This is a genomic window from Streptomyces sp. NPDC052109 (assembly GCF_040680195.1).
In the GTDB taxonomy this organism is placed as follows: Bacteria; Actinomycetota; Actinomycetes; order Streptomycetales; family Streptomycetaceae; genus Streptomyces.
The window spans coordinates 100,517-124,854 of sequence record NZ_JBFAWF010000013.1 but is presented as its reverse complement, the minus strand read 5'-3'; the positions used below and the strand labels follow the sequence as shown (position 1 = coordinate 124,854).

Here is a 24,338-nt window from a genome sequence, read left to right as displayed (position 1 = left end):
GCTACTCCCGTTCCAGTGCCGCTCTGCCCCTGAGGGACATGAGGCTGCTGCGGACGTGGTCCATGTGCGCGGTCACGACGTCCCAGGTCTCGCCGTGCTCGCGCAGCACCTGTTCCGTCTCGCGGGCGATGCGTTCCTCGCGCACGCGCGCGTCGGCGATGATCTCGGCGGCACGCGCGCGTGCCTCCTCCTGGCTGCGGCGCGCGGACACCTCGGCCTCCCCGAGGGCCTGCTTGGCCTCGGACAGCGCGGCCTCGGCCCGGCTGATCCGCTCCGCGTACCCGGCGTCCAGCGCGGCGATCCGCTCGGCCTCCTCGCGCTCGGCCTCGGCCCACCGCTCGGCGTGCTCCCGGGACTGCTCGGCGAGCATGCCGGTGGTGCGCTGCCGCACCTCGCGCAACGCGGCGAGCGCCTCCGAGCGCCGGTCCTTCACTTCGCGCCGGGCACCGACGCGGACGGCGTCGGCCTCGGCACGCGCGGCGAGGAGCCACTGGTGGGCGCGTTCGTCGGCTTCCGCGCGGAGCGCGTCCGCCGCTTCCTGCGCCTCCCGGCGTGCGCTCTCGGCCTGCTCCTCCGCCTGGGCGACGCACTGGTGCGCTTCGCGCCGCGTGCGCTCGCGGAGGTCCGCCGCCTCGTCCAGCACGACCTGGAACAAGCGCCGTGCGCCCTCGCCGAGCGACTCGTACGCGTGCGGTGCGAGCCGGCCGACGACCTCGCGCATCCGCGCGGCCTCCGCCTCCATGTCCTTCGCGAGCACGGTCAGCCGCGCGGCCCGTTCCCACGCGGCGTCACGGTCGCAGGACAGCGTCTCCACGAAGGCGTCGACCTGATCGGGGCGGTAGCCGCGCCCCCGGCCGGTCACGAAGCCGTGCGGAGACATCGATGCGCTGCTCACCTGGGAACCCCTCTCCACCGGACGTACGCGACAGGATGATGTCGCGCACATCTTGATGGATCGGACGTAAGCCCTCATAACGCGACACTCCGCAGCCCCGTCACACCCGGGATCGCGCACGTCGCCCGCGGCGCGGCACACCAGACCGCCTACAGCACCTCCTCCTCAAGGGTGACGATCACGCTGCGAACGGGCGCCGGTTCCGCCAGGCGCGCCGCGTCCGCCGCCGCGCGCCCCTCGGGCGAGGCGACCGCGTCGTCCAGCTCCTGCGGTGAGTCCCACTCCGGCGTCGCGACCAGGTAGTACGGCGCGCCTCCGCACACCGCCGCCGTCCGCCGGCCGAGGGTGGAGCGGCGCAGGCGGGGCAGCCGGCGGCCGAGCGGGACGTGCGCCTCGCGGTAGTGCGGCTCGAACGCCTCGGGGTCGGCGGGAGTCTCGTACAGGGCGGGGAAACGGGCCGTCATCGTGCCGCCCTGCCATGGCGCGTGAGGACGGCGGCGCCCACCCGTTCGGCCGACAGGCACCCCAGCTCGGCCGGCGGGCTCCCGGCCGGGAACAGACGCCGGCCCTGCCCCAGCACCACCGGGAAGGTCATGAGCCGGTACTCGTCGACCAGGTCCGCCTCCCGCAGCGCGTCCACGACGGCGAGGCTGCCGGTGACGACCACCTCCCGCCGCTCGGCCCGCACGGCGTCCGCCGGATCACCTTTCAGCAGGCGGGAGTTGGACCACGCGGACACGTCCGGGGTGCCACGGGAGACGACCAGCTTGGGTACGGCGTTCATCCTCGCGGAGAACGCGTCGTCCCGCCCCGGCCACAGCCGCGCGAACAGCTCCCAGGTGGTACGGCCCAGCAGCAGGACCCCTTCGTCCAGCACGCGGCCGAGGCGGAACTTGTCCCCGGCGACCGCCTCCGGGCCGTGCCGGAAGGCCCAGCCGCCGTACGGCGTGCCCGCGGACCCGTCCGGGTCGGACACGATCCCGTCCAGGGTGATGAACTCGATGACGACGACACTCACGACGACGGTCCCTTCGCTCGGTTGCTCGCCGGTACCTACCGGCGGCAGCGGCCGGACTCATCGGTCCCGGCGGACCATCGCGTCGGGGTCGCCGTCGGGGGCCGTGTGCTCTCCGGGGGCGGCGGGCGTGGGCGGCGCGAACGCGGCCAGGACGCGCGGGTCGGCGAAGACCACGTTCCGGGCGACCCGGCCGCCGGTGACCGTCAGGACCTGCACGGTGTGCAGCGCGTGGCCGCCCCCGTGTTCCGGCGCGTACGCCGCGAGCGCCGGCTGTCCGTTGGCCGCCACGCGCTCCACCCGCCAGCCCGTGCCGCGCATCGCGAACACCCGCTCCAGGAACAGGCCGTACTCCCGCCTGCCCCGGTACCACAGGGGCACCGGCGGCATCTCCAGGACCGCGTCCTCGGTGAGCAGCCGCACCAGCTCCGGTACGTCGGCCGCCTCGAAGGCGCGCAGGTAACGCCCCACCACCGCCCGCACCTCGGGATCGTCCGGCTCACCGACCTCGTCGATCGCCCCGATCGCGCCCCCGCGCGCGAGAACGGCGCGCGCCCGCTGCAACGCGCTGTTGACCGCGGCCACCGACGTGCCCATCTGCTCGGCCACCTCGGCGGCGGAGAACTCCAGCACCTCGCGCAGCACCAGCACGGCCCGCTGCCGCGCCGGCAGCAGCTGCAGCGCCGCCACCAGCGCCAGCCGCAGGTCGGCGCGTGCCTCCACGTCGAACCGCGCCTCGGGGAACGGCTCCAGCCACGGCACGTCCAGGGCGGGCGTCAGCGGCGCCCCGGGATCGTCCGAGGGTGCCCCCAGTCCGGACGGCAGGGGGCGGCGTGAGCGGCTCTCCAGAGCGTTCAGGCAGGCGTTGGTCGCGATGCGGTACAGCCAGGTCCGCACCGACGCGCGCGTGGCGTCGTAGCGGTCCCGCGCCTTCCAGGCCCGCAGCATCGTCTCCTGCGTCAGGTCCTCGGCCTCGTGGAACGAGCCCAGCATGCGATAGCAGTACGCCACCAGCTCGCCCCGGTACGGCTCGAAGTCCACCGGTCCATCATGCCCGTCACGCGCGCGTGACGGGCATGATCCACCCGACTCCGGCCGGCCCGCCTACAGCAGCCCGTCCCACATCTGCTCCAGCAGCACCGACCACCAGCTCTCCGGCGAACCGAGCGCCGCCGGGTCCAGGGCGGCCAGCTGCGCCTGGAAGTCGACGGTCCAGCGGCCCGCCTGCTCCTGGTTCAGCCCGTACCGCAGGCGCCACATCCGGCCCAGCAGGGCCAGGCAGCGCACGAACTCCGGCAGCCCGGTGTTCACGAACTGCGGCGGCACCGGAGCCCCGCCCGGCCCCGCCTCCACCGGCACGGCCACGATGTTCGCCGTGCCGTACTGCACACAGACCGCCTTGCCGAAGTCTGTGCCCATGACGAGGTACGAGCCCGCGTCCGCCGCAGGCTGCACCCCGCGCTCGGCCGCCAGCTCCGCCAGCGTCGGAACGGGGCGCCCCGGCTGGGCCTGCGCCCAGAAGAACGGGCCCATGTCCAGCGGCAGACCGGCCACGACCAGCGTGTGCGCCACGATCGGCGGCACACCCTGCCGGGACACCGCCTGCTGCTCGAACCGGAAGATCCCCGGCCCGAACGCCGCCGCCAGCTCCTGCGCGACGCCCTCCGGCGGGACGGGCGGCGCGGCCTGCACCGGCGGCAGCGGCGCCCGCACCGGCGCGGGCCGCGCGGGCCCGTCCGCCACCTGGTGCAACTCGCCCTGGTGCGCCAGCAACTGCTGCATGCCCTGCTGCCGGCTCGCGTGATCCGTGCCGTACGGCGCGATGCTCGTGATGCGCGCCTGCGGCCACTGCTCCCGGATCATCCGCGCGCAGTAGGCACCCGGCAGCTCGCACGACTCCAGCTCGGTGTGCAGCTCCAGCACCTGGTCCGGCGGCACGTTCATCGCCCGCAGCTCATGGAAGATCTGCCACTCCGGATGCGGCGTACCCGGCGCCGAACGCCGGATCAGCTGCTGCTCCGAACCGTCCTGCGCGCGATAGCGCAGCACGGCCTGGTAGCCGGGACCCACCGTCGGCTGCCCCTGCTGCGGATACCCGTACGCCGGCGGCCCCGCAACGGGCGCGCCCGGCGGCGGCATCGCACCCGGCGGCGGCATCGCACCCGGCGGCATCGGCTGCGGAGCGCCCGGCGGCATGCCCGGAGCGCCCGGCACACCGAGCGCGCCGGGGGCGGGCGGCGGGGGCGCGCCAGGACCGGTCACGGGGGGCGCGGCCAGCACGGTCTCGGCGTGGTGCACGGCCCCGTGCCCGCTGCCCGGCACGCCCGGGGCACCGGGCACGGCGGGACCGGCAGCGCCGCCCGGCGGCTGCGGGACGCCGGGCGCGGGCGGCATGCCCGGGGCGCCCGGAACACCCTGCGCGCCCGGCATACCGGGAACACCCGGTACGCCCGGCGGCTGCGGCGTGCCCGCGCCCAACTGGCCGGGGTCGGCGAACACCGTGGCCGCGTGGTGCACGTTGCCCGCAGGCGCGGCAGGCGGATGGGGGGCGCCCGGAGCGTTCGGCGCGGCAGGCGGGTAGGGAGCGCCCGGCGCCCGCGCCCCTTCCGCGCCCCCGGGGCCGGCCGGCGCGCCCGCGCCACCCTGGCCCTCAGGTCCCTCGGGCCCGAGCGACGACACCAGTTGCGTCGGCACGTACCCACCACCAGGCGCACCCGGCGCGGGCGGCGGCGTCGGACCGCCCGGGCGGGCACCCGGCGTACCAGGGGCACCCGGCGGCGGAGGCGGCGCACCCACACCGCCGCGCGCCTTCTTCGGCGGCGGCGCGGCCTTGCTCGTCGCGGCATCGGCGATGTCCCCGGCGTTCGGCGCGAGCCGCCGCGCGGACACACCCGCGTCAGCCGAAGGCTGCGGCGCCCCGGGGGCACCCGGCGCACCGCCCGGCGCCGGCGGGTAGCCGTAGCCCGGAGCAGCCTGCGGAGCGCCGGGGCCCTGCGGATAGCCGTACGGGGGGGCGCCCGGGGGCGGCAGCGGGGTGCCGGGCGCCTGCGGGTGGGCGGGCGCGCCCGGCGGAGGCGTACCGGGAGCCGCCGGCGGCTGCGGGTGGCCGTACGGCGGCGTACCGGGAGCCGCCGGGGGCGTACTGCCCTGCGGAGCACCCGGCGCGGCAGGAGCGGCGGGTGCTCCGGGCATGCCCGGCGCGTACGCAGCTTCAGGCGCCCCCGGCGCACCACCGGGAACGGACGGGCCACCCGGCACGCCCTGCGGGAATCCCTGCGCGCCCTGCGCGTTCGAAGGATCCAGCGCCGGCGCGACCGCCGTCGGCGGCAGCTGGCTGCCCCCCGACATCAACGCCGTCTTCGCGTCCGGCGCACTCGCCGGCGGCCGCAGAGCCTCGTCGTCGGCATCGCTCAGCGGCGGCGCGAACACCGTCGCGGGCAACGGCACGGAACGGTCGTCCTCACCGGAGCCCGCGTTCGTGTCGGTACCGGCCCAGGGCGTGGCCCCGACCGGTACCTCCGCCGACGGCGCACCCACCGGAGCAGCCGCCGCGGGCACCCCGGCCTGCGTCTCCGCCGGCCCCGCCCCACCGGACGAAGCCCCCCCACCGACACCGGCAGCGGCACCGGACGCACCCGCGGCCACCCCGGCCCCGCCGGAGACACCGCCCCCGGCACCCGAACCGCCCCCGTTCTCCGGGCGGCGGTCCCCGATACCCAACTTGTCCGCAGCCTCCTGCAGCCACTCCGGAGGAGTCAGCAGGAACGACGTCTGATTCAGATCCACCCGGGCAGCCGCCGGCGCCGGCACCGCATCCCGCGGCTCATCGGCACGGCCGTACTCCTCCTCGTACCGGCGGATCACCTCACCCACCGGCAGCCCCGGCCACAGCGTCGCCTCCCCGCTGTCCCGGGCGATCACCAGCCGCTGCGCCCCCGCGTCCGAACGCGGACCCTCCGCCCGGTCCTCGCCCCACACCACGAAACCCAGCTCGAACTCCCGCACCCGCACCTCACGATGCTGGTACGCGGGCACGTCACCGTTGATCCACTCCTCGGCGCGCTCCTGCGCCTGCGCGTAGGTCACCATCGGCTGAAGCTCACTCCCCCACCGGGCCGGACGACGCCGAGCCGGCGGACACCGGAACGACACGGGCGAAACCACCGTCGACCATCAGATTCGCCACCGTCTCCAACTCCGGCGGACTCCCCGCGAGCCGCGACAGGAACACGTCGAAATCGTCACCGCACGGCAGCAGCAGACGCTCCACCCGCTCCGCCGGCGACCACGACGGATCCACATCCCGCACATCGTCGTACGCGCAGAACCACACCGAACCCAGCCGCTCGCCCTTCACCTTCACCGCGAGCAAACCGCCCTGCACGAACGCCACCCCGAGGTAATCCTTCGTCAGATGGTCGCGCAGACACTTGTTCACGTACACGAGGTCGTTCACGGCCGCCTCGTCCCGCACCGTGAAGAACGGCTGGTCCAGCAGCAGACCCAACTCGGCGTACAGCGCCGTGCCCACCGGCGCGCAACCACCCGCCGCCTTCAAGAACGAGCGATACGCGCCGGGAAGCCGGTACCCCAGATCCTCCTCGACGCCCTGCACCTGGGCCTCCGACACCGCCACACCCGACTTCGGCAGCCCGACATGCGCCGGCCGCGTCTCCTGCAACGGCCGCGTCCCCCGCTTTCCGTGGTCCACCGGCGCCGTCGCCACCCCACCGTGATGCCGCAGCAACGCCTTCACCTCGACCGGAATCAACTCCAGCCGCCGCGAACCCGCCACGTGGTGCCACGTCCAGCCATGCGGCGTCGCCACATCCGGCACCGTGTCCCACAACGCGTGCCCCGCCGCCGCCAACGCCGTGTTCGCCGACACGTAGTCCGTCAACCGCAACTCGTCGACGCCGAAACCCTCCGGCGGCTCCGCGATCTCCACCGCCACACGCGCGTACGGAGAGAAAACCGGGTAACCACGCTCGTCGACCCGTACCCCTCTCGGGTGACGCGCCGCCCGGACCGGATCCGGGAAGTGCACGACCTGCCCGGCGTAGGCCGCGTTCGGCGGCGCGGCTTGTCCCCCAGCCTGGCGGCTGGGCGGTGCCCCCAGCCCGAGCCGACCTGTCGTCATGGCGGTAGCCCCCTGCGGCGTTCTCTCTGGCCTCAAATCGGCGGTGTCGATCGCGGATGGCGACAGCCTATGCGGTACCCGAACCCCGGTCACCGGCCCACCGCATCCCCGGGGACACCACCCCTCCGCTTCCGTGACCAGCCGTCACCCCACCGTGACCACCACCCCCGACACGGGCGTTTCGCACCGCCCCAGCTTCCGCACCGGCCACGGCATTTGGCACCCTGTGTCCTTCGGGGGAAGCCCGGGGGAGGGAAAACGATCATGAATACCTGGCGCACCGGAGGTACGGACGTGCGGGCCGGAGACCCTCGCATCGACTGGAGCGGCACCGGCACACCCCCCGCCCCCACCCTCCGTCACCGCCGCGACGGCATCCTGCCCACCGTCGCCGCCGCGCTCTCCGTCCACGGCGCCACCCTCACCGGCACCGCCGCCCGCAGCGACCAGCCCCCACCCCTGCACCCCCTCGTCCAGGACTTCCTCGACACCCTCACCAGCGCCCAACGCGACCGCTTCACCGGCCGCTGCGCCGAAACCATCCTCATCTCCCGGCACCTCACCGCGGCCGACGCCGCACGCAGCAAACGCGCCGCCCGCAAACCCATGACCAACGGCGAAGCCCGCAAAGCACTCAAACACGCCAAACTCACCGCCCGCCGCATACGCGAGGACGGCGACCCCCTCCACGGCAGCTTCGCCACCCCCTGCCGCGCCTGCACGGCCCTCAGCGCCCACTTCGGCGTCCGCATCGTCGACCCCACGGCAACCGACGGCTGAAAACCGCCGTCAACCCCAGTACCACGGCACCACACCGCCGGCACCACGCACGACGAACGAAGGGCCGATGCACCCCGACCACGCCACCACCCCCAAGCCGCCCACCCGCCACGAGCACGGGGCCACCCCACCCCGCTTCCCCGTACTCGTCGACGCCGCCCTGCGCGCCGCCGGCTGGCAACCCGGACGCTGGGACATAAAGCAGGCAGAGATCTGGGCCGACACCCTCCGCGACCACACCTCACCCGCCGGCCACCGCCACACCGTGTTCCCCGCCGCCGTCGAAGCCTGGGCCGAATTCGGCGGCCTCACCATCACCCCCAGCGGCCCCGGCCGCCAGATCGCCCCCGCCACCCTCCGCCTCGACCCCCTCCACGGCCTCCACCACGCCCGCACCCTCGGCGACCTCGGCCGCGCCCTCGGCACCGACATCTGCCCCCTCGGCGAGGAAACCGACACCGCCGCCGTCCTCGCCATCGACACCGAGGGCCGCGTCTACACCCTCGACCACACCGGTGACTGGTACGCGGGCCCCGACATCGACCACGCCCTCACCACCCTCATCACCGGCATCGAACCCGTACGCCTCACCGCCGGCTGACCCGCCCGGCCGAGCCACGCGTCCGACCCACCGGGCCCGCCCCCTCCCGGCCGAGCCCTACACCGCCGGGATCACCGCCGACACCCGAAACCCCCCCGCATCCGTCGGCCCCGACACGAACACCCCACCCAGCGCCACGACCCGCTCCCGCATCCCCACCAAGCCGTTCCCACCCGACGGCAGCCCCGCCGCCGACGCCGACCCCGGCTCCGGCGGCGGCTCGTTCTCCACCTGCATCGCGATCTCCGACATCCGATGCGCGAGCCGCACATGCGTCTTCGCACCCGCCGCGTGCTTGTGGACGTTCGTCAACGCCTCCTGCACCACCCGGTACGCCGTCTGCTCGATCTGCGCCGCATACGACCGCACCTCCCCCTCCACCGACAGATCCACGACCATCCCCGCAGCCGCCGACTGCCCGATCAACTCATCCAACTCCGACAGACACGGGCCGTCCTCCGCCACAGCCCGCGAAGCCGCAGCCGCAGCCGCCTCCCGCACCGCCGCCAACGGCACCCCCGCCGCCCACCGGGCCACATCCTCCCCGGCCCGCAACACCCCGAGCATCTCCCGCAACTCGGTCAACGCCTGCCGCCCCATGTCCCCCACCAGCGCCGCGTTCCGCACGGCCTTCTCAGGATCCTTCCGAGCCACCGCCTGCAGCGCCGCGGCATGCACCACCATCAGACTCACCCGGTGGGCGACCACGTCATGCATCTCCCGCGCGATCCGCGTCCGCTCCTCGTTACGCGCCCACTCCGCCCGCTCCTCCGCCCGCTCCGCGAGCAACTGAAGCTCCCGCTCCAGACTGTCCGCCCGCTCCCTGAGACTCTCCATCAACCGCCGCCGCGCGCCCACGTACAGGCCCAGCAGCACCGGCGGAGCCGTCAGCCCCAACGCCGTCGCCACCGCCGCGAACGGCACGAACCAGTCACCCAGCGTCAGATCACCGCGTGCCATGTCCTGCCGGACCCGCACGAACGTCACGACCGCCGTCCCCACCAGCGACATCCCCGCCAGCGCCCCGATGATCCGACGCGGCAGCTCACACGCGGCCAGCGTGTACAGGCCGACGATCCCCAGCAGGAACCCCATCTGCGCCGGCGTGATCGCGATCGCCACCAGCACGACGGCGATCGGCCACTTCCGCCGCACCAGCAGCACCGACCCGGCGATCACCCCGAAAACGATCCCCACCGCCACCGGGATCCCCGCGTCCCGGGCGAACGGGATCCCCTCCGCGCCGCACTCCGCGGCGGACACCAGCGCCAGACTCCCGTCGAGCACCGCACTACGCCACCTGGCCCACCACCACGGCCCGGTCAGGGCCCTGGCATGCTCTTCCCCCGTCGTGGTCATGTCTCCAGCCTACGGGCGAGGGCTGCGGCTTTTCCGGCGACTTTCGCCTACCTCCACACACCACACTCAGTAACCGAACGGCCCCGAAACCCCACCCCGGGGCCAGAGACGCTGTGTTGCGAGGAGCGCTCACTCGCACAACCGCACCAAGGGCCGGTGGAACGGAATCGTGGCCCAGGCCGAGGCACGTCTCGGGTAAGGTCTGAGACGCTGTCCCCCGTGGTGTAACCGGCAGCACACTAGATTTTGGATCTAGCAGGACAAGGTTCGAATCCTTGCGGGGGAGCCACGGCACACAAGACCTGGGTTCGGGTCCTGACCGGTCTCACCACCGTCAGGGCCCGCTCTCATGTCCCTCAGGAAACACCCCGGTATCCTGCGGCTGTCATCCCCACTCACCCACAGCCGAAGGGCAACCCCGTGAGCGCCATCCGCCCGGCAGCCGTCGTCGTTCTCGCAGCGGGTGAGGGCACCCGTATGAAGTCGGCCACACCGAAGGTCCTGCACGACATCTGTGGCCGTTCCCTCGTGGGCCATGTGCTGGCCGCGGCCCGTGAGTTGGATCCGGAGAATCTGGTCGTCGTCGTGGGGCACGCCCGGGAGCAGGTCACCGCGCACCTCGCGGAGATCGATCCGGGCACCAGGACCGCCGTACAGGCCGAGCAGAACGGCACCGGGCACGCGGTGCGCATGGGGCTGGAGGAGCTGGGCGGGGCCGTGGACGGGACCGTCGTGGTCGTGTGCGGGGACACCCCCCTGCTGACCGGGGACACGCTCACGCGGCTCGCCGAGACCCACACCACCGACGGCAACGCCGTGACCGTACTGACCGCCGAGGTGCCGGACGCGACCGGTTACGGGCGGATCGTGCGGGACGAGGCAACCGGCGCCGTCACCGCGATCGTGGAGCACAAGGACGCGTCCGCGGCCCAGCGGGTGATCCGGGAGATCAACAGCGGGGTGTTCGCGTTCGACGGGCAGTTGCTGGCGGACGCGCTGAAGAAGGTGCGGACGGACAACAGTCAGGGTGAGGAGTACCTCACGGACGTGCTCGGGATCCTGCGGGAGGCCGGTCACCGGGTGGGTGCCTGCGTGGCCGCCGATCACCGGGAGATCGCCGGGATCAACAACAGGGTGCAGTTGGCCGAGGCGCGTCGGATCCTCAACGACCGGCTGCTGACGGCCGCGATGCTGGACGGGGTCACCGTCGTCGATCCGGCTTCCACGTGGGTCGATGTGACCGTGACCTTCGAGCGGGATGCCGTCGTGCACCCCAACACCCAGCTCACCGGGACCACCCGTCTCGGTGAGGGCGCGGAGGTCGGGCCGAACAGCCGGCTGAAGGACACCGAGGTGGGTGCGGGGGCGCGGGTGGACAACACCGTGTCCGACGGGGCTGTCGTGGGCCCGGAGGCGAGCGTGGGGCCGTACGCGTATCTGCGGCCGGGGACCCGGCTCGGTACCAAGGGCAAGATCGGGACCTACGTCGAGACGAAGAACGCCACGATCGGCGAGGGCACGAAGGTGCCGCATCTGTCGTATGTGGGTGACGCGACGATCGGTGAGTACACGAACATCGGGGCGGCGAGTGTCTTCGTCAACTACGACGGTGAGAGCAAGCACCACACGACCGTCGGGTCGCACTGCAAGACGGGTTCGGACAACATGTTTGTGGCTCCTGTCACGGTCGGGGACGGTGCTTACACCGCCGCCGGGTCTGTGATCACGAAGGATGTGCCGCCCGGTTCGCTGGCCGTGGCCCGTGGTCAGCAGCGGAATATCGAGGGTTGGGTGGCTCGGAAGCGTCCGGGGAGCGCGGCGGCGAAGGCGGCCGAGGCGGCGTCCCGGCGGGGCGAGAGCGAGGAGTGACCGGGAACGGCTCCGCCAAACACGGCGTACCGTGATAAGTGCACATCCGCACGAGTGCATACCCGCACCCCTACCAGCCGATACGGCCTCTCACGCCCAGACGGGAGGCCACGCGAGCAGTCGGCTGGCTGAGAACCTCTGAGGAGACAGTGCTGTGACCGGGATCAAGACGACCGGCGTGAAGAAGATGATGTTCTTCTCCGGCCGCGCCCACCCCGAGCTTGCCGAGGAGGTCGCCCAGCAGCTGGGTGTCGGGGTCGTCCCGACGAAGGCCTTCGACTTCGCCAATGGCGAGATCTACGTCCGCTACCAGGAGTCGGCGCGTGGTGCGGACTGCTTCGTGATCCAGAGCCACACGGCTCCGATCAACCAGTGGATCATGGAGCAACTGATCATGATCGACGCGCTGAAGCGTGCGTCGGCTCGTTCCATCACGGTGATCGTGCCGTTCTACGGTTACGCGCGGCAGGACAAGAAGCACCGGGGTCGTGAACCGATTTCGGCGCGTCTGATCGCGGATCTGATGAAGACGGCGGGTGCGGACCGGATTCTCACCGTCGACCTGCACACGGACCAGATCCAGGGCTTCTTCGACGGTCCCGTCGACCACCTCTTCGCGCTTCCGCTCCTCGCGGACTACGTGGGTGACAAGGTCGACCGCGACAAGTTGACGGTCGTGTCGCCGGACGCGGGCCGGGTGCGGGTGGCGGACCGGTGGTGTGACCGTCTCGGTGCGCCGCTGGCGATCGTGCACAAGCGCCGGGACAAGGACGTGGCGAACCAGGTGACGGTCCACGAGGTCGTGGGTGAGGTCAAGGGCCGCGTGTGTGTGCTGGTCGATGACATGATCGACACCGGTGGCACGATCTGCGCCGCTGCGGACGCGCTCTTCGCGCACGGCGCCGAGGACGTCATCGTGACCGCGACGCACGGTGTGCTGTCGGGTCCGGCCGCGGACCGGCTGAAGAACTCCCGGGTGAGTGAGTTCGTGTTCACGAACACGCTGCCGACGCCGGCGGAGCTGGGCCGGGACCTGGACAAGATCACGGTGTTGTCGATCGCTCCGACGATCGCGAGTGCGGTGCGTGAGGTGTTCGAAGATGGTTCGGTGACAAGCCTCTTCGACGAGCAGTGAGGTTTCTGCACACCCGTCACCGGCGTTAGCCTTTGATCGTTTTGGGTGCGGCCTCCCCTGCCGAGTAGACTGCTGCAGTTGCTCGGCGAGGGAGGCCGTACTCGTGTGTACGGCGGTCCGTTATCGACGCGCTCTTCGTAGCAGGCCGTTCGTGGCCGGGTGACCACGTCCGTTCCGAGTTCCTACGAGGAGTGATCAACATGTCCGAGGTGAAGCTCTCCGCCGAGACCCGTACCGAGTTCGGCAAGGGTGCCGCCCGTCGCATCCGCCGCGACAGCAAGGTTCCGGTTGTTCTCTACGGCCACGGCACCGAGCCGGTGCACCTGACCCTGCCGGGTCACGACCTGCTGCTGGCGCTGCGTACGCCGAACGTCCTGATCTCCCTGGACATCGACGGCAAGACCAGCGAGCTGGCGATCCCGAAGGCCGTCCAGCGTGACGCGATCAAGGGCTTCCTGGAGCACGTCGACCTGCTGCTGGTCAAGCGTGGCGAGAAGGTCACGGTCGAGATTCCGGTGCACGCCGAGGGCGAGCTGGCCCCGGGCGGCAACCTGCTGGAGCACGTCCTGAACGCGCTGCCGGTCGAGGCCGAGGCCACGCACATCCCCGAGGCCGTCACCGTCTCCGTCGAGGGTCTGGCGGCCGGTGCCTCCGTCCTCGCCAAGGACATCACCCTGCCGAAGGGTGCGACCCTGGCCGTGGAGGAGGACGTGGTCGTGCTGCAGGTCCTGCAGGCCCAGGCCGAGGAGACCGAGGGCGAGGCCGCCGAGGAGGGCGAGGAGCAGGCCGAGGCCTGATCCTCTTCGTCGTCATCCGTTCAGCCGCCGCTCTCCCTCGCGGGGAGCGGCGGCTGCCGCGCATCAAGGAGAGATGGACGTGACCACCCCCGCCAGTACGGATCCCTGGCTGATCGTGGGGCTCGGGAATCCCGGGCCGGAGTACGCCATGAACCGGCACAACGTCGGTTTCATGGTGGTGGACCTGATCGCGGAGCAGATCGGGGGGAAGTTCAAGCGGGCGGGCAAGGCGCAGGCGCAGGTGCTGGAGGGACGGATCGGTCCGGCGGGCCAGGCGAGCCGGCGGGTGGTCCTGGCGAAGCCGACGTCGTACATGAACCTGTCCGGCGGTCCGGTGAACGCGCTCAAGGACTTCTACAAGGTGCCGGTGGCGAACGTCGTGGCGGTGCACGACGAGCTGGACATCGACTACGGGATGCTGCGGCTGAAGCTGGGCGGCGGTGACAACGGGCACAACGGTCTGAAGTCGATGACGAAGGCGATGGGTTCGGACTACCACCGGGTGCGGTTCGGGATCGGGCGGCCCCCGGGTCGCATGCAGGTGGCGGACTTCGTGCTGAAGGACTTCTCGTCGGCGGAGCGCAAGGAGCTGGACTACTTCGTGGACCGCGCGGCGGACGCGGTGGAGTGTCTGGTGATCGAGGGGTTGGAGCGGGCGCAGAGCACGTACAACTCGTGACTTGTACCGCTTTGGTTCCCGGGCGAGTTGACCGGTCGTAGCGGTATGGCCAATGATCCCGGCCATGCCTGCCACTGCCAGCACTGCCCGTCGGGCGTCCGTGTCCGCGTTGCGGTTCGGGCGGGTCGCGGCGACGGGTGCGCTCGCCGCCTTGATTCTGTCCGCCGGGGTGTGGGGTTCCTGGGGGACCGCGCAGCACGTGATGCTGACGAAGGGGCGTGAGGCCGGCACGGTGCGGGTGACCGCGTGTGCCGGGGACACCTGTACGGGGCCGTTCACGCCGACGTCCGAGGGGGCGCGGGCACGGGCGCGCGTGGAGCTCGGGAAGTCCGTCGCGGTGCGCAAGGGGCAGACGTACGACGTCGTGCTGAAGCCGGGTACGGCGGACGCGGTGCGCTCGGGTCCGGCCGGGATCCTGTATGCGTGGGTGCCGTTGGGCGGGGCGTTGCTGCTGGCGTCGGTGGTCGTCGCGGGCGGGATGCGGCTGACGCGGGTGGCGTGGGTGCTGGCCGGGTGCGGGGTGGCGTTGCTGACGGGGGCTTTTCTGGCGGTGTCAGCGGGTTCGTGACCCGGTGCGCGGTGGCGGCCGACGGGTGTTGCGTCTTCGTGATTGACCTTGGGTCAGCCGTGGTTGGAAGCTGAGCCGCCCCCTCCACAGCTCCCCGTAGGCCACTCGAAGGTGGACCAGCCCCATGCGTACCTTCATCCGTGCCGGCGCGGTGACCGCCGGTCTGTCGGCGGCGCTGTTCCTCGCGCCCGCCGCCCATGCCGCTCCGCCCGGTGACAACGGCGATGTGAAGATCCACAAGTCCACGACGGACGGGTCCGACGAGCGCAATGAGCCGCACGTGTGCTCGTTCTACCTGGACGCCTTCCACTTCGACGGCGGCCAGCAGGTCGACTGGCGCATCGAGGTGTGGGCCCCGACCGGTGGGACGAAGGGCACGACCGTGAAGTCCGGTGCCCTGTCCCTGGACGCAGACGGCCACGGCCGCACGCAGGACATGTCCCTGCCCGACGGTCACTACAAGCTGTTCTGGAACTTCGAGGGCGAGAAGGGCGCGGCCAAGCACAAGGTGTTCTGGACGCGCTGCGAGGACTCGGGCGGCGGTGGCGGTACGCCGTCGACGGGTCCGTCGGCCGGTACGACGTCGAGCGCCTCCCCTGCGCCGTCCTCGTCCGCGACCTCGTCCGCGTCCCCGACCTCGTCCTCGTCGGCCCCCGGTTCGGCGCCCTCGTCGGCCCCCGGGTCGGCGTCCTCGTCGTCTCCCGCTCCGTCCTCCTCGCCGTCCGCGCAGGGCGGTGGCGGCGATCTGGCCGAGACCGGCAACAGCGTTCCGGTGGGTGTGCTGTCGGGCCTCGCGGCGGTGCTCGTCGGGGCGGGCGGCTACCTGGTGGTGCGGCGCCGGAAGGCGCGAGGCTGACCTGAGCCGGGAAAGAGGGTGCCCCCGGGGCCGTCGTACGACCCTGGGGGCACCCTCTTGTCTGCCGTGGCCGTCAGCCGGTGTTGCGCAGGCCCGCTGCCACGCCGTTGACGGTGAGGAGCAGGGCGCGGGAGAGCAGCGGGTCGGGCTCGGTGCCCGTGGCCGCCGCGTCGCGCTGGCGCTTGAGCAGGGTGACCTGGAGGTAGGAGATCGGGTCCAGGTAGGCGTCGCGGATGGCGAAGGTCTGCTTCAGGACGGGCTGGGCGTCGAGGAGTTCCTGTTCGCCGGTGACGCGCAGCACCTCGCGGACGGTGAGTTCGTGTTCGGCCTTGATGGTGTCGAAGACGTGGCGCAGCTCGTCGGGGACGAGGGTGTCGACGTAGTGCTGGGCGATGCGCAGGTCGGTCTTGGCCAGGGTCATCTCCACGTTGGAGATGAAGTTCTGGAAGAAGTGCCACTGCCGGCGCATCTCGTCGAGCACGGTGTCCAGGCCCGCTTCGCGCAGGGCCTTCAGGCCGGAGCCGACCCCGAACCAGCCGGGGACGATCTGCCGGGACTGGGTCCAGCCGAACACCCACGGGATGGCGCGCAGGCCGTCGAGGCCGGCGCCGGAGTCGGGGCGCCGGGAGGGCCGGGAGCCCAGGTGCAGTTCGGCGAGCTGGTCGACGGGGGTGGAGGCGAAGAAGTACGCCGGGAGGTCGGGGTCCTCGACCAGGCGGCGGTAGGCCGCGTGCGCCGCGTCCGACACCACGTCCATGGCGGCGTCCCAGCGGGCGAGGGCCTCGTCGGACTGGCGGGGGGCGGTGTGCAGGGCGGAGGCCTGCAGGGTGGCCGCGACGGTCAGTTCGAGGTTCTCCCGGGCGAGGGAGGGGATCAGGTACTTGTCGGAGATGACCTCGCCCTGCTCGGTGACCTTGATCTCGCCCTCCAGGGTGCCCCAGGGCTGGGCGAGGATCGCGTCGTGGGAGGGGCCGCCGCCGCGGCCGACGGTGCCGCCGCGGCCGTGGAAGAGCCTGAGCCGTACGCCGTACCGGTGCGCGACGTCGCGCAGGCGGCGCTGGGCGCGGTGGATCTCCCACTGGCTGGTGGTGATGCCGCCGAACTTGGAGGAGTCGGAGTAGCCGAGCATGACCTCCTGGACGTCGCCGCGCAGCGCGACCAGGCGCCGGTAGGACGGGTCGGAGAGCATGTCCTCGAGGATGGTGTCGGCGGCCTTGAGCTCGTCGGTGGTCTCCAGGAGGGGGACGATGCCGATCTTCGCCCAGCCGGCGTGCAGGTCGATCAGGCCGGCCTCGCGGGCGAGGACGGCGGCGGCGAAGACGTCGTCGGCGCCCTGGCACATGGAGATGATGTAGGACTCGACGACCTCGGGGCCGAAGACCTGAAGGGCCTTCTTGACGGTCTCGAAGACGCCGAGGGTCTTGGCGCCTGCCGCGTCGACGGGGGCCGGGGTGGGGGCCAGCGGGCGGCGCGAGCGCAGTTCCTTGGCGAGGAGCTTGGCCCGGTACTCGCGGGGCATGTCGGCGTAGCGCCAGGACTCCTCGCCGAGGCGGTCGAAGAGCTGGCCGAGGGCGTGGTGGTGGGCGTCGGCGTGTTCACGGACGTCCATGGTGGCGAGCTGGAGGCCGAAGGCGGCCAGGGTGCGGATGGTGCGGGCCAGGCGGCCGTCGGCGAGGAGGCCGCCGCGGTGCTCGCGCAGCGAGGCCTGGATGAGCCTGAGGTCGCCCAGCAGCTCGCCGGTGCCGAGGTAGTCGCGGCCCTCCTCGTGGGGGGTGCCCTTGGCGAGGCGCTGCTTGGTGTTCTCCAGCTTCTGCCGGATGCAGGTGGCCTTGAGCCGGTAGGGCTCCTCGGCGTTGAGGCGCTTGTAGCGGGGGCTGATCTCGGGGAGCTGTTCCAGGTCCGTGCTCAGGGACTGGAGCAGTTCTTCGGTGGCCCCGGTGTAGCGGATGGAGTTGGAGAGCAGTCCGCGCAGCTCGTCGATCATCTCCAGGGCGTCGTTGATGCCGTGCTCGTGCTGGAGGATGAGGACGTCCCAGGTGACCTGGGGGGTGACGTTGGGGTTGCCGTCGCGGTCGCCGCCGATCCAGGTGCCGAAGGTGAGCGGGCGGGTGTCGTCGGGGAGCTTGACGCCGACGCGCTCCAGTTCGGCGGTGAGGTCCTCGAGGACGTCGCCGACCGCGTTCGCGTGCAGTTCGTCGAGGTAGTAGATGGCGTTGCGGGCCTCGTCGGCGGGCTCGGGGCGGACGACGCGCAGTTCGTCGGTCTGCCAGACGAGGTCGATGTTCTCGGCGAGGCGGACGTCGTGGCGGCGGCGATCGGTGTCGAGGACGGGGACGTCCAGGAGCGCGGCGATGCGCCGGAGCTTGTTCAGGACCGAGCGGCGCGCGGCCTCGGTGGGGTGTGCCGTGAACACCGGGCGAACGTTCAGGTTGTGGACGGTCTGCTTCAGGTGTTCGGGATCGGCGTCCTTGAGCCGGTCGGCGGTGCGGGCGAGGAGGCTGCCCTCGGCGGCGCGCCGGGCGCGCAGTTCGCGGCCGCGGTGCACCTGTTCGGTGACGTTGGCGAGGTGGAAATAGGTGGAGAAGGCGCGCACCAGCTTGGCGGCGGTCTCCAGTTCGGTGCCGCGCAGCAGCTCGGCGGCGGCCTCGCCGTCCTCGCGGGTGAGGCGGCGGACCTTCTCGACCAGGTCGAGGAGCTCGGGGCCTTCCTGCCGTACGAGGGTCTCGCCCAGGAGATCACCCAGCCGGCGGATGTCGGCGCGCAGCTCGCTGCTGGTCGTGGTGGTCTGGTCGTCGGCACTGCTCACAGGTGCGGCTCCTTGCAGTGTTGAAGCTCGTCTGGGAGGGAACCCGGGCGGCTGCCACGCGGCGGGAGCCGCATACGGGCCGCAGCGTCCGGGAAGGAAACTTCAGCGGACCGCGCTGTCCGACCGAGTTCAAGGATAGGTGTCGATGGGGACGCGCAGGCTCTGGGGCTCTTGCCGCCGGTCGACACGCTGCCATACTTACGACGCCGTAGGTTACGGAACCGTAGGGAAGTCCCGTTCGCTTCCGCGCGGTGCCGGCGGCCCGGCACCTGCCTCGACCCTCGACCCCACAGGGGACGCGCATGACCTCAAGTTCCGATGTGATCGAAGAAGCCCGTAAGGCCGACGACACCTCCACCCCGTCCGCCACGCTGGGTGGCGAGCAGAAGCGTTCGATCGAGCAGATCACGCTGCTTTTGTTCATCACCGTGCCGTTCCTGGCGCTCGTGGCGGCGGTGCCGCTGGCCTGGGGCTGGGGGGTGAGCTGGCTCGATCTGGGCCTGCTGGTGTTCTTCTACTTCCTGGGGTGCCACGGCATCACGATCGGTTTCCACCGGTACTTCACCCATGGTTCGTTCAAGGCCAAGCGGCCCCTGCGGATCGCGCTGGCGATCATGGGCTCGCTGGCGGTCGAGGGTCCCCTGGTGCGCTGGGTGGCCGATCACCGCAAGCACCACAAGTTCTCCGACGCGGAGGGTGACCCGCACTCCCCCTGGCGGTTCGGCGAGACGGTCCCGGCGCTGATCAAGGGCCTGTGGTGGGCGCACATCGCCTGGATGTTCGACGAGGAGCAGACCCCGCAGGACAAGTACGCGCCGGATCTGATCAAGGACCCGGCCATCCGGGCGATCTCCCGCCAGTTCGTCTACTGGACGGCCCTCTCCCTGGCGCTGCCGCCGCTGATCGGCGGTCTGGTGACGATGTCCTGGTGGGGCGCGTGCACCGCGTTCTTCTGGGGTTCACTCGTACGAGTGGCTCTGCTGCACCATGTGACGTGGTCGATCAACTCGATCTGTCACGCGGTGGGCAAGCGGCCGTTCAAGTCGCGGGACCGTTCGGGCAACGTGTGGTGGCTGGCGGTGCTGTCGTGCGGTGAGTCGTGGCACAACCTGCACCACGCCGACCCGACCTCGGCGCGGCACGGTGTGATGCGCGGCCAGATCGACTCCTCGGCCCGGTTCATCCGCATCTTCGAGCTGCTCGGCTGGGCGTACGACGTGCGGTGGCCGTCACGCTCGCGTATCGATTCGCGCCGGAACACCGAGGACGGCGGCTCCCGGCGCCGGAGGGAGACCGCGAAGGCGGCATGATTGACGCCGTGGCGACCGACTCCAGCAGCACCTCCAGCAACGAAAAACCGCGGCGGACCCGCCGGACCCGTATGACCGGTGCGGAGCGCCGCCAGCAGCTGCTGGAGATCGGTCGCACCCTCTTCGCGGCGAAGGGCTTCGAGGGCACCTCGGTGGAGGAGATCGCGGCGAAGGCCGGCGTGTCCAAGCCGGTGGTGTACGAGCACTTCGGCGGCAAGGAGGGCCTGTACGCGGTGGTGGTGGACCGCGAGATGCGGCGGCTGCTGGACATGGTGACCAGTTCGCTGACGGCCGGGCATCCGCGCGAGCTGTGCGAACAGGCGGCGTTCGCGCTGCTGGACTACATCGAGGAGTACACGGACGGTTTCCGCATCCTGGTCCGCGACTCCCCCATCCCCCAGTCCACGGGCTCCTTCGCCTCGCTCATCTCCGACATCGCCACCCAGGTCGAGGACATCCTGGGCCGCGAGTTCAAGTCCCGTGGCTTCGACCCGAAGCTGGCCCCGCTGTACGCGCAGGCGCTGGTCGGCATGGTCGCGCTGACGGGGCAGTGGTGGCTGGACGTGCGGCGCCCGAAGAAGGCGGAGGTCGCGGCCCATCTGGTGAACCTGGCGTGGCACGGCCTGGACGGGCTGGAGCAGAAGCCGCGGTTGATCGGGCACCGCAAGGCCTAGTAGCCCGCCGGCAGGTGCCGCCGGGCGTGTTCGTACGATCGCACGGTGACCAAGCAGCGTACGTCCCGCGTCCGACAGCAGCCCACGTCACCCGCCCGGCGGAGCGCGGCCCCCGCAGTCACCATGGAGCGCGGGAAGAAGGCCGGGACCGTGCTGTGCGGCCTGCTCACCGTGGGTCTGCTCGCGGTCACCGTCTATCTGGCCGGCTCGGCCGTCGGGCATCTGGGGCTGACCGGCCGTCGGCTGGACCTGCGGATCGAGCACTGCGAGGTGACCTCCAGCAGCACCCCGCGCGGGGGCGGCAGGCCGTCGACCGAGTACGCCTGCTCCGGAGTGGTGACCTCCGGCGGGGAGACGCGCCGGATCACCGCCCACGACTTCACCTCCTACCCCCTCACCCTCGCGCCGGTGAAAGTGGCCCAGGAGCCCTGGGGGACCTGGGTGCCGGTGGATCACGGCGCCTGGAACCAGGCGGGCCGCGCACTGTCCCCGCTGATCCCGCTCGGGTTCGCGTACCTGTGCGCCAAGGGCACCCTGACCGGCTATCGGCGCTGGAGAAACTCCAGCCGGTTGCCGACCGGGTCCCGCGAGTAGCAGCGCAGGTGGCCGGGGAGGTCGTCGTCCCAGGTCACCGGGGCGCCCCGGGCGGTGAGCCGGGCGGCGTAGGCCTCGATGTCCGCGACCAGCAGGCCGGGATGGGCCTTCGCGGCCGGACGGAAGTCGTGTTCGATGCCCAGGTGGAGCCGCACGGCACCGGCCTGGAACCAGCAGCCCCCGCGTGCCGCGAGCGCGGGCGGCTTCGGGATCTCCGTCATCCCCAGCACGTCGACGTAGTACGCCCGCAGCGCCTCCTCCGACCCGGGCGGGGCCGCCAGCTGCACGTGATCGATGGCGGCGAGCACGCTCAGGCCTCCTTCACGGCGACGGCGAACAGGCGGCGGAACGGCAGGACCGTGCCGTACGGCGCGCTGGGGTAGGCCTGCCGGAGCAGGTCGCGGTACTCGGTGAGGAACGCGTCGCGGGCCTCGGGGTCGTCGGCGAGCGCGGTCAGGGCGGGCCGGAGTCCGGTCCCCTTCACCCAGTCCAGGACGGGATCCTCGCCGCCCAGGACGTGGAAGTACGTCGTCTGCCACACGTCGGTCGCGCAGCCGAGGCGGACGAGGCGGTCCAGGTAGGCGCCGGGGGCGTGCACGGAGTCGGTGTGGCGCAGGACGTCGGCGAGGCGGGACTTCCAGCGGGGGGTGCCGGCGAGTTCGCGCATCAGGGCGTGCAGGGGGGCGTCGATGTTGTCCGGCACCTGGAAGGCGAAGACGCCGCCGGGCCTCAGTCCGGCGATCCAGTCGGCGAAGCGGTCGGCGTGCCCCGGCACCCACTGGAGGGTGGCGTTGGAGACGATCAGGTCGTACGGCTCCGCGGGCGCCCAGGTACGGATGTCGGCGGGGGCGAAGTCCAGCCGTCCGCCCCCGGTCGTGGGGCCCTCGTGCTCGGTGTGCGCCGCGTCGAGCATCTCGGGCGAGTTGTCGTGGCCGGTGACGTGGGCGGCGGGCCAGCGTTCGGTGAGCAGGACGGTGACGTTGCCCGGGCCGCAGCCGAGGTCGGCGATGCGGGGTGCCTGCGTGGGCAGGCCGGGGACGCGGGCGAGGAGGTCGAGGAAGGGGCGGGCACGATGACCGGCGTGCCGCAGGTACTGACCGGGGTCCCAGGTGGCGTTCGTCATGCCCACCACTGTCCTCCCGACTTATCTCGATGTCAAGAGACTCGACATCAAGAGACTTCACGTCGACACAACCACTACACTGATCTCCATGGAGGACGAGGTCGATCGGCTGGTCGCAGCGTGGCGCCGGGAACGTCCGGACCTCGACGTGGAGCCGCTGGAAGTGCTCAGCCGGGTGAGCCGACTCGCCCGGCACCTGGACCGCGCGCGCCGGCTCGCCTTCGCCGAGCATCAGCTGGAGCCCTGGGAGTTCGACGTGCTGACCGCGCTGCGGCGCGCGGGCACGCCGTACCAGCTCTCCCCCGGCCAGCTGCTCACGCAGACCCTGGTCACGTCGGGGACGATGACCAACCGCATCGACCGGCTCACCAAGAAGGGCCTGGTGGAGCGGCTGCCCGACCCGAGCGACCGACGGGGTGTGCTGGTCCGGCTGACCGCCACCGGGCGTGACCGGGCGGATCAGGCGCTCGCGGGCCTGCTGGAGCAGGAGCGGGCCATCCTCGCCGAGCTGTCCCGCGCCCAGCGCGCGGAACTCGCCGGTCTGCTACGCCAGTTGACCGCCCCGTTCGACAACATCCCCGGTTAGGTCGGCCGGTCCGACCCCCGCGCGGCGGGCGAGCGCCACGGCGGCCAGCGTCGAGTGGACGCCCAGCTTGCCGAGGACGTTCTGCATATGGGTGCGCACGGTGTGCGGGGAGAGGAACAGCCGCTCGGCCACGGCCTTGCGGCCCAGGCCCGCGACCATGCAGCGCAGCACCTCGCGCTCCCTGGGCGTGAGGGACTCCACGAGCCGCTCGCTCTCGGTACGGTGCCGGCGGGCGGCCGTCAGCTCCTTGAGCACGCCGGTGAGCAGGGCGGGCGGCAGATGGGTCTCGTCGCGCAGCACCCCCCGGATCACCGTCAGCAGCCGGGACAGCGAGCAGTCCTTGGCGACCCACCCCGAGGCACCGGCCTGCAGCGCGAGCGCCGCCCGCCGGGAGTCGTCCTTCTCGGCGAGCACGACGATCCGCACGGCCGGCTGGGCCACCCGGACCCCGGTGACCAGCGAGATCCCGTCGACCAACCCCTCCTCGTCGCCCTCCTGCACGGGCACGGCGGGGCGGGTGCCGGGGACGTTGCCGCCGAGGTCGGCGTCGACCAGGAGGACGTCGAAGCGGCGGCCTTCGCCGGCCGCCCGCTCCAGGCAGCGCAGTGCGGCCGGGCCGCTGCCGGCGGCGGAGACGTCGACGTCCGGCTCGGCGGCCAGGGCGGCGGCGAGCGACTCGGCGAAGATGCGGTGGTCGTCGACGACCAGGACTCGGATACGAACCACGAAACCCCCTTCCCCAGGCTCCGCGCGGAGCAGGGGACTACCAAGGTCCGGAATGGGCCCGGCCGTCAGCCGGTCCGGAACGACCGGTACGGTCCGGCGCAGTGCGGAGAACGACGACCCGCGCGGGTACGACACCAACGGACAAGGACACGCGCCGCACGGCCGCCGCCGTCGCGGAGACTGCTACCCCCACCGCGGGCGCCGTACCCGCCTGTCTCGCCCCCTGATCAGCACCGGCCCCCACCGGTGCTGTTCCTCAGAGTACGGATGGGAGCACGCAGCGGAAGGAGATTTGCAGAACTGGCCGTCCGGCGCGTTTATCGTGTGCCGCATGTTTCGTATTGAGGCGGAAGTCGACAAAGGCCGACGTGATCTGCTCCGCTCACGGCTGCGGGACACCAACACGGCGGCGTCCCCGGTCCTGGCGGCCCTGCGCGGCACCCCCGGCGAGCGCGAAGTGCCCCTCCATGTCTGGGCCATGACCCCCGCCGGCGACCTGGCCGGCGGCCTCGTCGGGCACACCTGGACGACCTGGCTGCACGTCACCTATCTCTGGGTCGACGTCCGCCACCGCGGCACGGGCCTCGGCTCCCGCCTCCTGTCCGAGGCCGAACGCGTCGCCCGCACCGCCCGCGCCTGCACCGCCGCCCGCCTGGAGACCTGGGACTTCCAGGCCCCGGAGTTCTACAGGAAACAGGGCTACGACGTGGTGAGCGTGATCCCGGACTATCCACCGGGCATCACGGAGTACACGCTGACGAAGCGGCTGGGCTGACGCGGTTCACCCCGTCGCCGGTGCGGGACCGTGTCTCGTCGGCGTCCATC

23 protein-coding genes, 1 tRNA gene and 1 pseudogene are annotated in these 24,338 nt (G+C 72.0%); 14 read left to right on the top strand and 11 right to left on the bottom strand.

What is annotated here, in order from left to right; translation table 11 throughout:
- Position 1: 1 nt before the first annotated feature.
- The 6 genes and pseudogenes from AB0L59_RS25395 to AB0L59_RS25370 all read right to left on the bottom strand — a co-directional run bounded on the left by AB0L59_RS25395 (position 2) and on the right by AB0L59_RS25370 (position 7,050).
- Positions 2-880 (bottom strand): cellulose-binding protein, encoded by an 879-nt coding sequence (locus tag AB0L59_RS25395; protein WP_365587942.1) that lies wholly within the window; start codon positions 878-880, stop codon positions 2-4.
- Between the two features lie 164 nt (positions 881-1,044).
- The gene (locus tag AB0L59_RS25390; RefSeq protein ID WP_365587696.1) at positions 1,045-1,359 is read right to left on the bottom strand and encodes an EthD family reductase; all 315 of its coding nucleotides are present in this window, start codon (positions 1,357-1,359) and stop codon (positions 1,045-1,047) included.
- Positions 1,356-1,913: a dihydrofolate reductase family protein gene (locus tag AB0L59_RS25385; RefSeq protein WP_365587693.1), complete on the bottom strand. Its 558-nt coding sequence runs from the start codon at positions 1,911-1,913 to the stop codon at positions 1,356-1,358. The genes AB0L59_RS25390 and AB0L59_RS25385 overlap by 4 nt, the downstream gene beginning before the upstream one ends.
- A 57-nt stretch (positions 1,914-1,970) precedes the next feature.
- Positions 1,971-2,957: pseudogene (locus tag AB0L59_RS25380) on the bottom strand (RNA polymerase subunit sigma-70); the annotation flags it as partial.
- A gap of 57 nt (positions 2,958-3,014) precedes the next feature.
- Positions 3,015-5,999, bottom strand: coding sequence for an SUKH-4 family immunity protein (locus AB0L59_RS25375; protein ID WP_365587691.1), 2,985 nt, complete (start codon positions 5,997-5,999; stop codon positions 3,015-3,017).
- A 10-nt stretch (positions 6,000-6,009) separates the two neighbouring features.
- Positions 6,010-7,050 carry an SMI1/KNR4 family protein gene (locus tag AB0L59_RS25370; RefSeq protein ID WP_365587688.1) on the bottom strand — a complete coding sequence of 347 codons (1,041 nt, stop codon included), beginning with the start codon at positions 7,048-7,050 and terminating at the stop codon, positions 6,010-6,012.
- A 264-nt stretch (positions 7,051-7,314) separates the two neighbouring features.
- On the opposite strand from AB0L59_RS25370, the gene AB0L59_RS25365 reads away from it, so the two are divergent.
- Positions 7,315-7,830, top strand: a complete 516-nt coding sequence (locus AB0L59_RS25365) for a YwqJ-related putative deaminase (RefSeq protein WP_365587685.1) — start codon at positions 7,315-7,317, stop codon at positions 7,828-7,830.
- Between the two features lie 67 nt (positions 7,831-7,897).
- On the top strand, positions 7,898-8,431 hold the full coding sequence (locus tag AB0L59_RS25360) for an SUKH-3 domain-containing protein (RefSeq protein WP_365587683.1): 534 nt from the start codon (positions 7,898-7,900) through the stop codon (positions 8,429-8,431).
- 57 nt (positions 8,432-8,488) lie between these two features.
- Here AB0L59_RS25360 and AB0L59_RS25355 read toward each other — a convergent pair whose 3' ends face one another.
- Positions 8,489-9,790, bottom strand: coding sequence for a histidine kinase (locus AB0L59_RS25355; RefSeq protein ID WP_365587681.1), 1,302 nt, complete (start codon positions 9,788-9,790; stop codon positions 8,489-8,491).
- A gap of 213 nt (positions 9,791-10,003) precedes the next feature.
- Between AB0L59_RS25355 and AB0L59_RS25350 the strand changes: the two genes are divergently transcribed.
- The 7 genes from AB0L59_RS25350 (at position 10,004) to AB0L59_RS25320 (ending at position 15,694) form a co-directional block, all read left to right on the top strand.
- Positions 10,004-10,079, top strand: a tRNA-Gln gene (locus AB0L59_RS25350).
- 131 nt (positions 10,080-10,210) lie between these two features.
- Positions 10,211-11,659: a bifunctional UDP-N-acetylglucosamine diphosphorylase/glucosamine-1-phosphate N-acetyltransferase GlmU gene (glmU, locus tag AB0L59_RS25345; RefSeq protein WP_365587678.1), complete on the top strand. Its 1,449-nt coding sequence runs from the start codon at positions 10,211-10,213 to the stop codon at positions 11,657-11,659.
- A gap of 154 nt (positions 11,660-11,813) precedes the next feature.
- On the top strand, positions 11,814-12,794 hold the full coding sequence (locus AB0L59_RS25340) for a ribose-phosphate diphosphokinase (RefSeq protein WP_365587675.1): 981 nt from the start codon (positions 11,814-11,816) through the stop codon (positions 12,792-12,794).
- A 200-nt stretch (positions 12,795-12,994) separates the two neighbouring features.
- Complete coding sequence (locus tag AB0L59_RS25335) at positions 12,995-13,591, top strand: 50S ribosomal protein L25/general stress protein Ctc (RefSeq protein WP_365587673.1); 597 nt, start codon at positions 12,995-12,997, stop codon at positions 13,589-13,591.
- A gap of 73 nt (positions 13,592-13,664) precedes the next feature.
- The gene (pth, locus tag AB0L59_RS25330) at positions 13,665-14,270 is read left to right on the top strand and encodes an aminoacyl-tRNA hydrolase (RefSeq protein ID WP_365587670.1); all 606 of its coding nucleotides are present in this window, start codon (positions 13,665-13,667) and stop codon (positions 14,268-14,270) included.
- 52 nt (positions 14,271-14,322) lie between these two features.
- Positions 14,323-14,838: a hypothetical protein gene (locus AB0L59_RS25325; RefSeq protein WP_365587668.1), complete on the top strand. Its 516-nt coding sequence runs from the start codon at positions 14,323-14,325 to the stop codon at positions 14,836-14,838.
- Positions 14,839-14,962: 124 nt separating this feature from the next.
- Positions 14,963-15,694 (top strand): LPXTG cell wall anchor domain-containing protein, encoded by a 732-nt coding sequence (locus AB0L59_RS25320; RefSeq protein WP_365587667.1) that lies wholly within the window; start codon positions 14,963-14,965, stop codon positions 15,692-15,694.
- A 73-nt stretch (positions 15,695-15,767) separates the two neighbouring features.
- Here AB0L59_RS25320 and ppc read toward each other — a convergent pair whose 3' ends face one another.
- Positions 15,768-18,500 (bottom strand): phosphoenolpyruvate carboxylase, encoded by a 2,733-nt coding sequence (ppc, locus tag AB0L59_RS25315; protein ID WP_365587666.1) that lies wholly within the window; start codon positions 18,498-18,500, stop codon positions 15,768-15,770.
- A gap of 302 nt (positions 18,501-18,802) precedes the next feature.
- Between ppc and AB0L59_RS25310 the strand changes: the two genes are divergently transcribed.
- Genes AB0L59_RS25310 through AB0L59_RS25300 form a run of 3 tightly spaced genes read left to right on the top strand, consistent with a single transcriptional unit; the run spans position 18,803 to position 21,078 of the window.
- Positions 18,803-19,810, top strand: a complete 1,008-nt coding sequence (locus AB0L59_RS25310) for a fatty acid desaturase (RefSeq protein WP_365587664.1) — start codon at positions 18,803-18,805, stop codon at positions 19,808-19,810.
- Positions 19,807-20,484, top strand: a complete 678-nt coding sequence (locus AB0L59_RS25305) for a TetR/AcrR family transcriptional regulator (RefSeq protein WP_055704858.1) — start codon at positions 19,807-19,809, stop codon at positions 20,482-20,484. The genes AB0L59_RS25310 and AB0L59_RS25305 overlap by 4 nt, the downstream gene beginning before the upstream one ends.
- A 45-nt stretch (positions 20,485-20,529) precedes the next feature.
- Complete coding sequence (locus tag AB0L59_RS25300; protein WP_365587661.1) at positions 20,530-21,078, top strand: hypothetical protein; 549 nt, start codon at positions 20,530-20,532, stop codon at positions 21,076-21,078.
- On the opposite strand, the gene AB0L59_RS25295 is transcribed toward AB0L59_RS25300, so the two are convergent.
- Positions 21,027-21,386 carry a VOC family protein gene (locus tag AB0L59_RS25295; RefSeq protein ID WP_365587658.1) on the bottom strand — a complete coding sequence of 120 codons (360 nt, stop codon included), beginning with the start codon at positions 21,384-21,386 and terminating at the stop codon, positions 21,027-21,029. The genes AB0L59_RS25300 and AB0L59_RS25295 overlap by 52 nt on opposite strands.
- A 2-nt stretch (positions 21,387-21,388) precedes the next feature.
- Entirely contained in the window at positions 21,389-22,201 is an 813-nt protein-coding gene (locus AB0L59_RS25290) for a trans-aconitate 2-methyltransferase (protein ID WP_365587656.1), read from the bottom strand.
- Between the two features lie 88 nt (positions 22,202-22,289).
- Between AB0L59_RS25290 and AB0L59_RS25285 the strand changes: the two genes are divergently transcribed.
- On the top strand, positions 22,290-22,787 hold the full coding sequence (locus AB0L59_RS25285; RefSeq protein WP_365587655.1) for a MarR family transcriptional regulator: 498 nt from the start codon (positions 22,290-22,292) through the stop codon (positions 22,785-22,787).
- Here the strand turns inward: AB0L59_RS25285 and AB0L59_RS25280 are convergent.
- On the bottom strand, positions 22,746-23,513 hold the full coding sequence (locus AB0L59_RS25280) for a response regulator transcription factor (protein WP_365587653.1): 768 nt from the start codon (positions 23,511-23,513) through the stop codon (positions 22,746-22,748). The genes AB0L59_RS25285 and AB0L59_RS25280 overlap by 42 nt on opposite strands.
- Positions 23,514-23,844: 331 nt before the next feature.
- Between AB0L59_RS25280 and AB0L59_RS25275 the strand changes: the two genes are divergently transcribed.
- Complete coding sequence (locus AB0L59_RS25275) at positions 23,845-24,288, top strand: GNAT family N-acetyltransferase (RefSeq protein WP_365587650.1); 444 nt, start codon at positions 23,845-23,847, stop codon at positions 24,286-24,288.
- Positions 24,289-24,338: the final 50 nt, after the last annotated feature.